Raw genomic sequence first — 14,163 nt, forward strand, 5'->3', positions numbered from 1 at the left:
TCGTTGGACGTTGATGTTACTGGCGAAATAGATCTGAACGTTTTCTTTGGCTTAAAAGAGGGGAATTCTGGCTTTGATGAAATAAACGTTCGTTTCAATGTGGACAGTGACGCAGATGAAACGCAGGTTGAAGAATTGGTTGCACAAGCCATAAAACTATCACCTGTGAGAAACACCATTGAAAGAAACGTTAAAGTGAATTCGACGTATACACTTAACAATTAAAACCATGAATACTTGATTGTTTTGCTAGAAAAGTAGACATTATGCGAGGAACACATAGCATAATGTCTACTTTTTTTATAATATTAGGATCAGGGTGCTTTCGTTTTCCCTTGTGGCTAAGGACATGTGTGGTCCCTTTTGCCAAACGCCCTACATACGTCAGTAGTTAGTATATTTAAAACAGCCGACAGACCGATGTACGAACTATTCTACAGTGGGAGAAAACAGATGAAGTACAATTTTGATGAATCAAGCTTCAATTGAACCGGTCTCTTTCTTGCCATTATGGGGAGATCTGTGGCCTACCAAAAGAACAGGGGGTTTCTCTTTATACTATAGGAGAAGCTCTGGAGTAGGTTTTAATTATTCGGCAGATGAACCTAAATCCGTAATAGATAACTTAATATCATATGTTAGTAGCAGATAACCTATAAAATACATTATCGCAGTAAGAATGTATAGATGTGGGCTTCAGGGTTATAACGCTTACCGAGAGGCACGTGGGAAGAAGAGTAAATACGAACCAAACGCAAGAAGCAGCAAGTGCAGCTATGGGCTTGGCCGTATTCAAACACACATTCAAAAGACCAGAAAGACCGACATTGGCCTGCAACTGCTGGTGAGGAAACTCGAAAAGAGACTTCGGGTTCTCTTTTTGTCGCTTTATATAATGGCTTTGGTTGACCTTCACAAATCGCTTGCCGGTAACGTTGTAATATGCGATCCGTTCAGCAAACCCTAAAGATCTTTACAAGAATATCTCTATAGTTCTAAAGACCGTTCTTCATTTAAGAGGAGAGGTCAGGATTATCTGGCGAAACCAGCGATTACGGAATCGAAATGCTTGTGGTTAGAACATGGCCAGATTTATTATTAGAACGAGGAATGGGAAAGGAACTTACCGGTGAAATCATATGTGCCTTTTACCTATAAAATGATGGTCCCCTACTTGCTGCTAGTGTTGCTTACGGACGTGTTGATCGGCTATATTTCGTATTCGATGCTTGTTCAATCACGGACAGAGATGGCCGAGACGAATATTCGGACTGGCATGGAGCAGACAAGGAACAATATTCTTTACCAGATGGACGGAATTCAGCGCATATCCGATACGCTATTTGGCAGCTTGGCGTTCCAGCAAGCCATTCAGAAGAAGGGAAACCCGCTGGACATTTACTGGACGATGATGGATGAGATCATCCCGCAGATGACAGCGCCGCTGCAGCTATCTGGGAACGATATTCGCCTTATGCTTTACACACTGAACAGCGATTTGAGCATTGTGAGTGGCGATAACCTCTCGGAGCCGATCGCGCAAAACGATTATTATATCCTGCCGTTCGGTGAGATTTCCCATTCCGAGTGGTTTCGTTCGCTTCAAGCCACGGAACGGGACAACATCTGGCTGCAAATCGATACCGACAGTAAACTTGGTAATATATCACATTTTCGCCGTTTGGTATCGTATGCCGATTATAAGACCGAAATCGGCTATGTGCGTATCACCGTGTCACTCGAAGACCTGTTGGGCGATTTCGTGGCCTTTCCGCTCGAAGAAGGGATTACGCTACGTCTGGTCGACCGTTCCACTGGCATATCGCTTTACCATCGAGGAATGGCCGAACAGAACGCCTCGCGCGAAGCGTATCTAAGCCTCCTGGAAGAGATCCCGGGTACTGATTTCGTAATCGAGACGCTGGTGCCCAATTCCTACTTGTCAAAGGATGCGGGTAGGTTACAGCGAATCATCATCACCGTATGTGCCATTAGCTTTGTTGTCATGGCCTTCATTGGCTATATCGTCGCCCGCCTTTCCGGGCGTAGGATGTCGAGGATCGTCAACCTTGTTCGTTCGTTCCAGGAAGGGAATTTTCTAAAGCGGATACAATTCTCCGGCAATGACGAGTTTGTACAAATCGCCGATGCGTTCAACGTGATGGCCAGTAGTATCCAAAAATTGATCGATAGCGTCTATATCGAAGGCATCCAAAAGAAACAAGCTGAGCTGGAGGCCTTGCAAGCACAGATCAATCCTCATTTCCTCTATAACACGCTGTCGACGATCGGAAGCTTGGCGAATCTCGGAGAGACAGACAAGGTGACGGAGATGGTGCAAGGGCTCTCCCGTTTTTACCGTCTCACCCTCAACCAAGGCCGTGTCTGCATTGAGCTGGAGAAAGAGCTGGAACAAGTGACGACCTATCTTGCGATCCAAAGGGTAAAATATGCGGACACGTTTACGGTGCATGTCGATGTCGAGCCCGATATTCTGCAGGTGCCGGTCATCAAGCTGACCCTGCAACCCTTCGTGGAGAACGTCTTTAAGCACGCTTGGTTCGGAGATTCTATCGCGATCCTGATTAAGGCGTGTCGTATTGGCGATCTTATCGAGCTGAAGGTCATCGACAACGGCATTGGCATGAAACCCCATACGGTGGAGCGATTGTTAAACAACTCGAGGCAAGAGGGCGGTTACGGTGTCAAAAACGTCGACGAGCGCATCAAACTGTTATATGGAGATCCTTACGGCGTCCAGATCGCAAGTATTTATGGAGGAGGAACGACGATTCGGATTCTACTCCCGGCTGGGCATCAGGATGGGCAGGGCGGCGAACCACGGCAGTAACCGTGAATTTGTATCCGTTTTCATTGAAGACCGCCATGTTGTCCTTCGGGGGGAAAAGGTATGATACATTCAGGCATAGTGCGTAAATGAGTGAAACGATCGGAGGCATGTACATGAGTGTTAATCTGTTGCTAGTTGATGATGAAGTGGTCGACCTCGAATGGCTACGCCGACGCGTCCTCGAGAGTGGGCTGAATGTCCGCGTGGCGGGCACGGCCCATAGCGGTTTTCAGGCATTGAAGCTCATGGAATCCGAACCGATCGACTTGATCTTATCGGACATTCGAATGCCGATCATGACAGGAACCGAATTCGCCCGGAAGGTCAAGACGATCCATCCGAAGGTTAAGATCGTATTTATTAGCGGCCACGAGGATTTCGGCTACGCCAAGGAAGCGATCGAGATCAATGCTTCAGGGTATTTGCTGAAGCCGGTCGAAGACCAAGAATTATTTCGCATACTGACGGAGCAGGTCGCGAAAATTGAGCAAGAACTGGAGCAAGATCGTTCCTTTACGGAAACCCTGTCGCTCGTGAACGAAGAGCTACTCCTACGGTGGTTTGAGGAACGAACGCCCGCGCCGGCCACATCGCACGTTAGTGGCGTGCTTGCGCATTATTTGGAGAAGGGCACGTCCGTGGCGATCGTGGAAATTGACGACTTAGAATGGAAGATGCGCAACCTTCCGCCGGAAGAGCAACGCGCAGAGATTCGAAAGATCAGCCGGACGATCAAGACATTTGCAGCGGACATCAGGTTCGGTACCGTCATCGAGGGGCAGGGAAACCGATTCGTGATTCTTGCAGCCGTGCCGGAGTCTAGGTTCAATAGCTTGCTTAAGGAGCTTGTCGAACATGTGAATCGAAGCACTTCTCGCACGGTCACGATCGGCGTCGGTCGTTACGCATCCAACGAGACGGAACTCCACGAGTCTTTTCGACAGGCGCTGGCGGCGCTTGGCGCCAAATGGCTGCTCGGCAAAAATCGAATCATTCAAGGAGTGATCGAGGCGCATCCTCAAAATACGCCGGGCAAGTGCATGGAAGAGAAGGTCAATCGAATGCTCGAAGCGATCTTGGACTACGACCTAGTCACAATTGACGACTGTTTGATGGAGTTGCTTCAACAGGATGTGACACTGACTGGCAAGGAAGGCGTGTACGCGCTTATCATACGCATGACGTCCAAGCTGCATGCCGATCTTCAGCAGCGAAAAGAAAATTTATACGAGCTGCTGGAATGGGAATCGCGCCAACCAGACGTACTATTTCAATTCGAGACGGTGCATGACATTCTGTCTTGGCTTCGCAGGGGATTCTTCGAGCTGTCTGAGATGCTGTACATCAAGGGACAAAGGCAGATGCGCAAACTAATTGAAGAAATCATGCGATACGTGGAGAATAACCTGGAGAAGAAAATTACGCTTAAGGAAGTCGCGGCGCATTTAGATTTTACTGCGAACTATTTGGGCCAGTTATTCAAAGAGGAGACGGGCACACATTTCAGCGATTACTTGATCGGCCTAAAGACGGATCGTGTGTGCGAGCTGCTTGAAGACCCGACGAAGAAAATTTATGAAATCGCTGATCAGATGGGCTATAAGAATATAATTTATTTCAACCGGAAGTTCAAGCAAGCAATGGGCATGACGCCGGGCGAATACCGCAAAAAGCACAAAATTTGATAGCTATATGTGTGATTGAGGTCCCGGTCGAATCATGACCGAGGGTCTTTTTTTCTACGCCTGATCAATGAACTCACTGACCTTATTTTGAATGTTTATTAGATAATTATGCTTCTTTTAAAATCTCTGTTGTTTGGTTCCAGCCGGCCTTGTTAATCAATGGGGCAGTGTAGTTTTTCATGGAGGGAAACGGCAACGTTTCGACAGATCGGTGAAAAAGTATAGTTTTTTGTTGCTTGGCTAAATTTTCAAGGCCTATAACGCTCGCCTATAATGGGGACAAAGAGGAGAGAGGAGAGGGAGCATATGAACCTGCATGGATTTTGGAGCGATGTCAGGAAGTATAAAACCCTGCTACTGATGCTCACGCCAGGCGTACTTTTTATTTTTCTGTTCGCCTACGTGCCTATGGCGGGAATCGTATTGGCGTTCAAGCAATTCAACTTCGACGGCGGTGTATTCGGGAGCCCCTGGAATGGTCTCGATAATTTCCGGTTTCTTTTCGAGTCAGGTGACGCCTGGCGCGTAACACGCAACACCGCGCTTTACAATATCGCGTTCATTGTCGTGAACAACGTAGTGCAAATCTTTGCCGCGATCCTGCTGTTCGAGGTGGGGGGGAAGTGGTTTCGAAAGTTGACTCAAACGGTGTTTTTCCTGCCTTACTTCATCTCGTGGGTTGTCGTCGGCGCCATTGCATTCAACTTATTTAGCTACGACTTCGGGTTTATTAACGCGATGTTGACGAAGCTGGGCATGGAGCCGATCGACATTTACAATACCCCCGCGTATTGGCCGTTCATTCTGGTCATCGTATCCACATGGAAGGCGTTTGGTTACGGGACGATCATGTATCTGGCTACCATCACGAGCATCGATACCGAGATGTACGAGGCGGCGGAAATCGATGGAGCCAACATATTCCAGAGAATCCTTAAAATTACTGTTCCAAACCTGTATCCAACAATGATTATCCTGGTGTTGCTGGCGATCGGCAATATTTTTCGTGGGGATTTCGGGATGTTCTACAACATGATCGGCAACAACGGTCTCTTATTCTCAAATACGGATGTCATCGATACGTTTGTCTTCCGCCTGCTGATGAGCTCAAATGAGATCGGCATGTCGGCCGCAGCGGGCTTCTACCAATCGTTGCTTGGCTTCGTGACCATCATGATTGCCAACTACGCGGTTCGCAAATACGATAAAGACCGTGCATTATTCTAAGAGAAGGAGGGAATGCCCATGTCTACGATAAATACGAGCCCAGTCGCCCAAGCGGTAGGCAGAAAACGCGTGTCTGCCGATCGTGTATTGCTCAATATTATCGGCTACGTCTCGCTTACTATTCTGGCTTTATTCTGCATCTTGCCTTTTATTTTGATCGTGTCCTCCTCGTTGACAGAGGAGAAGAGCATTATTGAGAATGGCTTTCAGTTGTTCCCGACGGTCTTCTCGATCGAAGCGTATAGTATTCTGTTCAAATATCCCTCACAGATGATCCAGGCTTACGCCGTCACGATCGGGGTGACCGCCATCGGGACGCTGGTCGGGCTGTTTTTGACCGCAATGACGGCCTATGTTCTGGCTAGGAAGGATTTCAAATGGCGAGGAACCTTCTCGTTCTACTTCTTCTTTACGACACTGTTCAACGGTGGGCTTGTCCCCTGGTATTTGCTCGTCGTTGAATACTTGCACCTAAAGGATACTTTTCTGGTATTGATTCTTCCCTTATTGATGAATGTGTTCTACATCATTGTCATGAAGACGTTCATGGGCAATATCCCGGAAGCGATTACAGAATCCGCTAAAATCGACGGAGCGGGCGATTTCAGGATCTTTATCGAGCTGATCATCCCTTTGTCGAAGCCGGCACTGGCGACCATAGGATTGTTCATCGCGCTTGGTTACTGGAACGATTGGTATAACCCGCTGCTCTTTATCTCGCAAGAGAATTTGATGCCGCTGCAGTACTATCTTTATCGCATGCTTGGGAATATGGACGGCATGCGCAAGGCGATGATGGAATCGGGGGCGGTTGTCAATTTAAATATCCCGACCGAAAGCTTGAAGATGGCGATGACGATTGTAGCGACAGGACCCATCCTAATCGCGTATCCGTTCATTCAGCGCTTTTTCGTCAAAGGCTTGACTGTCGGTTCAGTGAAAGGATGATCTCAGGGCAACTTGGTTATCGATAGCATGTCCGTTCACGTCAACGCCATTATCTGAATTAGGGGGAGTATGGATCATGAAACATAAGAAGAGGAATGCCATGTTGCTTCTTGTCATCGTGTTGTTGCTTAGTACGCTAATTAGCGCATGCGGTGGAAAAAATGGAAATTCAGGGGAGGGGAACGGTACAGACGGCGCGAACGACGGCACGGTTAAACTGAAAATGCTGCTGCTGGGCGCCAAGCCGGCGGATTACGACGAAGTGTTCGGTGAGGTGAACAAACTGCTGAAGAAGAAGATCAACACGACAGTCGATGTCGAATTCCTCGACTGGTCCGATTGGTCGCAGAAATATCCACTCAGGTTCGCAGCGAAAGATGATTTCGACTTGGTGTACACGGCGAACTGGGCATTCTATTCCAATCAGGCGCTAAATGGTGGCTTCTACGAACTGACCGACGAACTGCTGAAGTCCTATGCACCTATGACATGGAAAGCGATGCCGAAGCTCTCTTGGGACCAGGCGAAGATTAAGGGCAAGCTGTACATGGTGCCGAACAACAACCAAGAAATTATGGACAAAGTTCTGCTGATTCGTGAGGACTTACGCAAGAAGTACAATCTTGAGCCAGTCACCAGTCCCGAGACGTTTGCCGCCTACGCGAAGACGATTTCGAAGAACGAAAAAGGGATGAGCGGCTTCGCCGCAGCGGCAGGCGGAGGGTATAAATGGAACGAGCTGGATAATGTGCTGCTCGAGCAGTATAACGAATGGAAACTCGTAGATCCGAACATCCCGTTCGCTTATAAGCTCGACGATGCAACAGGTAAAGTTTTTAACGTTTATGATACGTCGGAATTCAAAAAATTGCTCATTTATTATAAAGACTTGGCCGATAACGGTGGTTGGTCCAAGAACGTTGTCAACAGCAAGAACGACGTTTGGCAGGAAATGAAGGCTGGCAAGGCCGCATCGTACAAACGTAATCTCGGATCTGTGGGCTTCGATTTGGCCGAGGCTCGTCGTACGCTTCCTGATGCCGACATGGCTATCGCCGACCTCACCCCGAATCAGAAGAAGACGGCTTCCATCTCGACGCAGAATGGCATGGCGGTTCATGCGACGACCAAGCATGTAGAGCGTTCCCTAATGGTGATCGACCTATTGCAGAACGACAAGCAAATTCATGATTTAACGATGTACGGCATCGCAGGCAAGCACTACGAGCCGGTCGGCGACGACAAGTTTAAACCAGGCGCGAGCCAAGCGAATTTCACCGGCTTCTCTTACTGGGGGTGGAATTCGGCACTTAATCGGACGGATGCTTCCTACCCTCAGGAAGCGACGAATATGGAAGCTGACTGGAAGAAGAAAGTTTATCACTATCCGCTTGAGACGTTCGTGTTCGACGACCAGAAGGTAAAGAATGAAATGGCTAGCATCGGCAACGTGATGTTACGATACGGCGTTCCGTTAGAGTACGGCCTGGTTCCGGATTTGGAGAAGGGTCAAGCCGAGTTGATCAAACAACTTAAAGTTGCAGGCATCGACAAAGTGCAAGCGGAACTGCAAAGCCAGATCGACGCCTTCTTATCAGGGAAATAATGTAAAGGGGGAGTCATTCCCTCTTTCTTTTTTCAACGAAAGGCGGGTACAGCAATGGCAACTTTCGAATTTTTAAAAGGGATAGATACCTCGTTTGTGGACGAAATCGAAGCGGCAGGAGGTACGTTTTGCGAAGACTGGGTGCAGGACGACATGCTGCGATTAAAGCGGAGCGCGTGAGTTGATCAAGTTGCGGATTTGGAACTACCCGAATCGGCGGATTCTGAAATCCGATACGGACGATCCAGTTGGCGTGGGACGGGATGTGATCCATAGAGGTTTTTGAAAGCGCTTCAATACAGATGTACTGATGCAAATAAAACAAGGAGGTAGTACAATGATAAATAGAATAATTGCTATGATTCTTACGTTTGCAATGATTATATCCATGACAGCCTTTATCTTACCGATAAAGGTAAGCGCTTCATCTATCCCTGACTCGTTCGCCAAAGGCGCAGATATCAGCTGGCTGCCACAATTAGAGGCCCTGGGTTATAAATTCTATAATGATAATGGGGAAGAGCAAGATCTTCTTCAGATTTTAAAGGATCACGGAATTGATTCCATAAGAATACGGGCCTTTGTTGATCCGTCTGATGATCCTTCCAATGGTCATTGCAGTACAGAAGAAGTAGTTGCATTAGCCTCTCGTGTAAGCGCTTTCGGATTTAGAGTTATGTTTGATTTACACTACAGTGATACTTGGGCTGACCCGGGAAAACAGATAACACCTAAAGCATGGGCCAACGATAATTTAGATCAATTAAAAGTACATGTATCGGAATACACTTCTGAGGTGATGAATGCTCTAAAAGTAGCAGGCGTAACACCAGAGTGGGTACAAATCGGAAATGAAATTAATAATGGAATGATGCATCCGTTGGGGGAGTATAGCAATACGTCCAACCTCGTTCAACTGATTCAAGCCGGATCGAGCGCAGCCAAAGCGGTTTTTCCTGAGATTAAGGTTATCATCCATAGAGCAGGCGGAGCAGAAAATGGCGTTGAACCGTTTTATGCCGGTCTGGTTGCAGCCGGTCTTAAAGATAGCGATTATGATATCATTGGCTTATCTTATTATCCGGATTCGGTCTTTACTTCCTCAATTAATGAATTAACTGAAAACATGAATAAACTCGCAGAAAAATATAGGAAGGAAGTCATGATTGTTGAAGTCGGGGGGGAAGTTGCCAAGGATGCTGATAGTGTTTATAACATGCTTGTAAATGTTCAAAATAAATTACATGCAGCTTCGAACGATTTGGGAACGGGTGTATTTTATTGGGCACCTGAGGGGAATTATTTTGGGTATTCTAAATCTGCATGGGACCCGGACGGTACGCCCTCATTGGCATTAGATGCATTTATTGACGGTGCTGTTGAAAATAATCGGTATCCTGTGCAATCTTTAGCTCTGGATAAGCACACGGAATCGATTGAAGTAGGTGCTACTAGTAAGCTAAATGCTATCATCAATCCTGCTAATGCAACCTATAAAGGAATTACTTTTACAAGCTCAAATCCTGATATTGTAAAGGTACATCCGTATAATGGGACTATTTCCGGACTTGCTGTTGGGACAGCAACCATATCGGTGGTTTCATATGATGGGGGTTTTACTGACTCTTCCAAAGTTACTGTGGTGCCAAGCACAAGTATGATTCAAAATCCTGGCTTTGAGATGGGATTAAAACCGTGGAAGGTTACTGGGGATACAGACGCGGTTAGTACAGATATTGACGTACACTCCGGCACATTAGCATTACACTATTGGAGATCAACAGCCACAGAATTCAAAGTTTCCCAAACTATCACAGGGATTAAAAATGGCACCTATCAATTATCTGCTTGGGTCTACGGCGGAGGAGAAGAAGAGATATCTGAGATTTTTGCCGGAGGTAAGAGGAAGAATTTTACAAATACCGGACAATGGTCTAATCCAACAATAGATAATATTGTAGTTACAAATGGAACTCTGACTATTGGCGCCCATCTAAAATTTCCCGGCGGGCAGTGGGGAAACATTGATGACTTCAAACTTATTAAGAAAGCCGATGCTGTAAAGTAACAAGATCTTTGGATCTAAGCTAAAGACATCGAAATTAAGTTATTGGAAAAACGGGTCCCCATTCCTTGGAATGGGGACCCGTTTCTTTCGTTTTGACTCATACTATTCGAAAGGGACTTTTTACGAGCAAGAGGCACAAGATTTGAATAGCTGCATGTGTGAGCGAGACCCCGGTTGAATCATGAACGGGGTTCTCTGTTTTTTGCTCTGAGGGAAAATACATGGTTCGACAGATCGGTGAAAAAGTATGGGTTATTGTTGCTAGGCTAAATTCTCGAGACCCATTACGCTATCCTATAATGGATACATAGCGGAGAGAGGAGAGGGAGAGCATGAACCTGCACAGATTTGGAGTGAGGAAGAATGAAACCCTGCTTCTAATGCTCACGCTGAGCCTATCGTGATCGGGTATCAGATGTTTCTGCTGGGTTTTCCGTCGATATCATCCTGCCGCATTTCAATCATGCTGGATGAGTTACCGAATACAATAAAATCGTATCGACGGCAGAGGCTTACGACATGGCGCTAGCTCACCGCAGTCACTCCATACCGATCGCTTTGACTGCTTGCCTGCAAGTAGATCAATAGGCATTCATTATAACAAAGCAAGTATCGATTACAAGGACGAAGCGTGGACGAGTGGTGAGCGTAAAGGACGAAAGGGCGTGGATGATTATGGTTAAGATCGAGACGTATTGGGAGGACTTGGGTGTAAGGCAAATCAATCGCGAGGAATCCAGGGCGTATTTTATTCCATATGGGGATACGCGGCGGGCGATGGAGGGGAAGCGAGGGCGATCTCCCTTTTACCAAACGCTGAATGGCAGCTGGAAATTCCGCTATTATGCCAGTGTACAGGGGGTTGAAAACGGGTTTTATGAGGAAAGGGCAGATGTCGGCGGATGGGACGATCTTCTTGTACCTTCCTGCTGGCAAGTGAACGGATACGACCAGCTGCATTATACGAACATCCACTATCCTTTTCCGTATAATCCGCCGTATGTGCCGGACGACAATCCGGCAGGGGTCTATGTCAGGGACTTCAATGTGCCGGTTAGCTGGGAGAAGAAGAAGCCGTTCATCGTGTTCGAGGGCGTGAACTCATGTTTTTACCTATGGGTCAACGGCCGGTTTGTCGGCTACAGTCAAGGAAGCCGGATGCCGGCGGAGTTCGATCTGACGGGCGTCTTGCGAACGGGATCGAACCGGGTTACTGTCATGGTCTTAAAATGGTGTGATGGTTCGTATATAGAGGATCAGGACGTTTGGCGATTTTCGGGTATTTTCCGGGACGTCTATTTGCTCGCACGCGATTCGCATTACATTCGGGATGTCTACAACAAGCAAGAGTTGGCGAGTGATTTCAGCTGGGCCGTGCTGCGCTGCGAAATCGAGGCGATTGGCCCTGTTGGCGTAAAAGCGGAACTACTTGACACGGCCGGTAAGCAGGTCGGCTTCCAATCGGCGGCAATCGACGGGAAGGGTATGCTAGCGTTCCATGTCGAAGCGCCGGTGCTGTGGAACGCGGAGTGTCCTTATTTGTACCAGTTACTCGTATACTCCGGACAAGAAGTCCTCCGATTCCAGGTAGGCTTCCGCAAAATCGAAATCAAGGACGGTGTCTTTCGGATTAATGGACAGGCCGTTAAGCTAAAAGGGGTCAATCGGCATGACTCTCATCCCGAGCTGGGACAGACCATTCCCGTTCCCCACATGGTTCAAGACCTTGTCTTAATGAAGCGGTATAACATCAACACGATTCGGTCTTCACATTATCCCAACGACTCGAAATTTTTGGAGCTTTGCGACGAATACGGATTTTACGTCATCGACGAGGCGGACTTGGAATGCCATGGGGTGCTGCCCGCGACGGGAACCTACCATGCCTTGACGAAGAATCCAGCCTGGCGGGACAGCTTTGTCGAACGCGCGGAACGGATGATCGAACGGGATAAAAACCACCCGTCCGTCATCATTTGGTCGATGGGGAATGAATCTGGTTTCGACGCCAATCATATCGCGATGGCGGAGTGGGCGAAAGTGCGCGATCCATCCCGTCCGATTCACTACGAAGGCGCCGCACCACGCCATCAAGGCAGCACCGAAACGAGGTGTTTGGACATGGATAGCCATATGTACGAATCGATCGAGTATATTGAGAATTATGCGAAGGACGAAACGGCTACGATGCCGCTCTTCTTATGCGAGTACAGCCATGCGATGGGCAATGGCCCCGGGGATTTGAAGGATTACTGGGACGTCATATATAAATACCCAAAGCTGATGGGCGGCTGCGTCTGGGAATGGTGCGATCACGGGATTTTGACGCGGACGGAGGACGGCACACCTTTCTTCGGCTACGGAGGCGACTTCGGGGATCGGCCAAATGACGGAAATTTCTGCATTGACGGACTCGTGTCGCCGGACCGCGTTCCGCATACCGGTCTGCTCGAGCTGAAGCAAGTCATCGCTCCAATTCGCGTGGAAGCAAAGGCGCTTGAGGAAGGAAAGCTCGATGTCACGAATCTATACGACTTCATCGACTTGTCCCACGTCATCTTCCATTGGAAGGTCGAGAAGGACGGCCAAGTCGCGGGACAAGGCCTGCTCGAAGGGCTGTCGACGCCGCCGCACGCAACGGAAACGATATCGATCCCGGTATGCTGGCCTAAGGAGTCGGAGAGCCGTTATTTCCTGACGATCTCATACCGATTGAACCGCGAGACGTCATGGGGCGATTTGGGGCACGAAATTGCGTTTGAGCAATTCGAGCTACCCGTCATCCGAAAGAAAGTAGACGTCGTTGCCGTTGACCGGCCCGGCATCTTGGCGCGGGAGGAGGATGGGATGCTGACGATCAAAGGCTTCGATTTCGTCCATCACTTCGATTTATGCAAGGGAGCATTCACGGCGATTTCCCGGCACGGCGTGCCGCTTATTCAAGAAGCGGTTGCCTTCTCCGTATGGCGTGCGCCAACTGATAACGACCGCTTTGTGAAAGAAAAGTGGCTTGAGGCCGGATTTGATCGGGCGGTCACGAAGGTGTATCGCGTGGATTGGAAGCAGGAGGAAGTCGGTTCGGTCACCATTCAAGTCCCCTTCTCATTGGGCGGCCATAGCGTACCGACCATTCTCTCAGGAAACGCCGAATGGACAGTGTTGGCGACGGGGGAAATCGCGCTATGCGTAAAAGCGAACGTGAAGGAGGACCTGTTGTATTTGCCTCGCTTCGGGCTTCAACTCACGATGCCTGCCGGCATGGAGGAAGTAGAATACTTCGGACTCGGCCCGCACGAGAGCTATATGGACAAACGTCGAAGCGTAAAGAAAGGGCATTACCTGACGACAGTCGATGAGATGTTTGTTCCTTACATTAAACCGCAAGAAAATGGCTCACGATTCGGAACAGAATGGGTCACTGTATCCAATGCACTAGGCATGGGCCTTCGTTTCAAAGGGGATGAGGCCTTCTCGTTCAATGCAGGGCATTACGGCATGGACGATCTTGCGGCTGCGGGGCATCTCCATGAGCTTACTAAGCGTAAAGAAACGTTTATCCATCTTGATTACAAGATGAGTGGGATTGGATCGAACTCTTGCGGTCCGGAGCTGCTCCAGCCATATCGTCTGGATGAAAAGGAAATTGAATTTGGTTTGTTCATCATTCCGGTGTTTAAAGCAGATGAGTAGCTATTCCTGCCCAGCAGCACAAATACGATAAGTTCAAACGGATTCGTTTGATTCCAAGATCTAGCTGCATTTTTGCAGGTAGATGCCC

General features: G+C 48.2%; 9 protein-coding genes. All 9 read left to right on the plus strand.

Translation table 11 applies throughout. The annotated features are described in order from the left end of the window. Nucleotides 1-225 (plus strand): OsmC family protein (locus tag AC6EJC_RS06355; protein ID WP_444953223.1); only part of this gene is annotated, 225 nt, incomplete at its 5' end. Between the two features lie 904 nt (nt 226-1,129). Beyond that, nucleotides 1,130-2,851, plus strand: coding sequence for a sensor histidine kinase (locus tag AC6EJC_RS06360; RefSeq protein WP_444953224.1), 1,722 nt, complete (start codon nt 1,130-1,132; stop codon nt 2,849-2,851). A gap of 113 nt (nt 2,852-2,964) precedes the next feature. Further along, nucleotides 2,965-4,536, plus strand: coding sequence for a response regulator (locus AC6EJC_RS06365; protein WP_444953225.1), 1,572 nt, complete (start codon nt 2,965-2,967; stop codon nt 4,534-4,536). Nucleotides 4,537-4,842: 306 nt separating this feature from the next. After that, on the plus strand, nt 4,843-5,763 hold the full coding sequence (locus AC6EJC_RS06370; RefSeq protein ID WP_444953226.1) for an ABC transporter permease: 921 nt from the start codon (nt 4,843-4,845) through the stop codon (nt 5,761-5,763). A gap of 18 nt (nt 5,764-5,781) precedes the next feature. Further along, nucleotides 5,782-6,711, plus strand: a complete 930-nt coding sequence (locus tag AC6EJC_RS06375) for a carbohydrate ABC transporter permease (protein ID WP_103048577.1) — start codon at nt 5,782-5,784, stop codon at nt 6,709-6,711. Between the two features lie 76 nt (nt 6,712-6,787). Next, nucleotides 6,788-8,317, plus strand: a complete 1,530-nt coding sequence (locus AC6EJC_RS06380) for an ABC transporter substrate-binding protein (RefSeq protein WP_444953227.1) — start codon at nt 6,788-6,790, stop codon at nt 8,315-8,317. Nucleotides 8,318-8,371: 54 nt separating this feature from the next. Beyond that, nucleotides 8,372-8,497 carry a hypothetical protein gene (locus AC6EJC_RS06385; RefSeq protein WP_444953228.1) on the plus strand — a complete coding sequence of 42 codons (126 nt, stop codon included), beginning with the start codon at nt 8,372-8,374 and terminating at the stop codon, nt 8,495-8,497. 157 nt (nt 8,498-8,654) lie between these two features. Beyond that, on the plus strand, nt 8,655-10,385 hold the full coding sequence (locus tag AC6EJC_RS06390) for a glycosyl hydrolase 53 family protein (RefSeq protein ID WP_444953229.1): 1,731 nt from the start codon (nt 8,655-8,657) through the stop codon (nt 10,383-10,385). Nucleotides 10,386-11,060: 675 nt separating this feature from the next. Next, on the plus strand, nt 11,061-14,075 hold the full coding sequence (locus AC6EJC_RS06395) for a glycoside hydrolase family 2 TIM barrel-domain containing protein (protein WP_444953230.1): 3,015 nt from the start codon (nt 11,061-11,063) through the stop codon (nt 14,073-14,075). The last annotated feature ends 88 nt before the right edge of the window (nt 14,076-14,163 follow it).

Source organism: Paenibacillus sp. TY11, assembly GCF_059772165.1.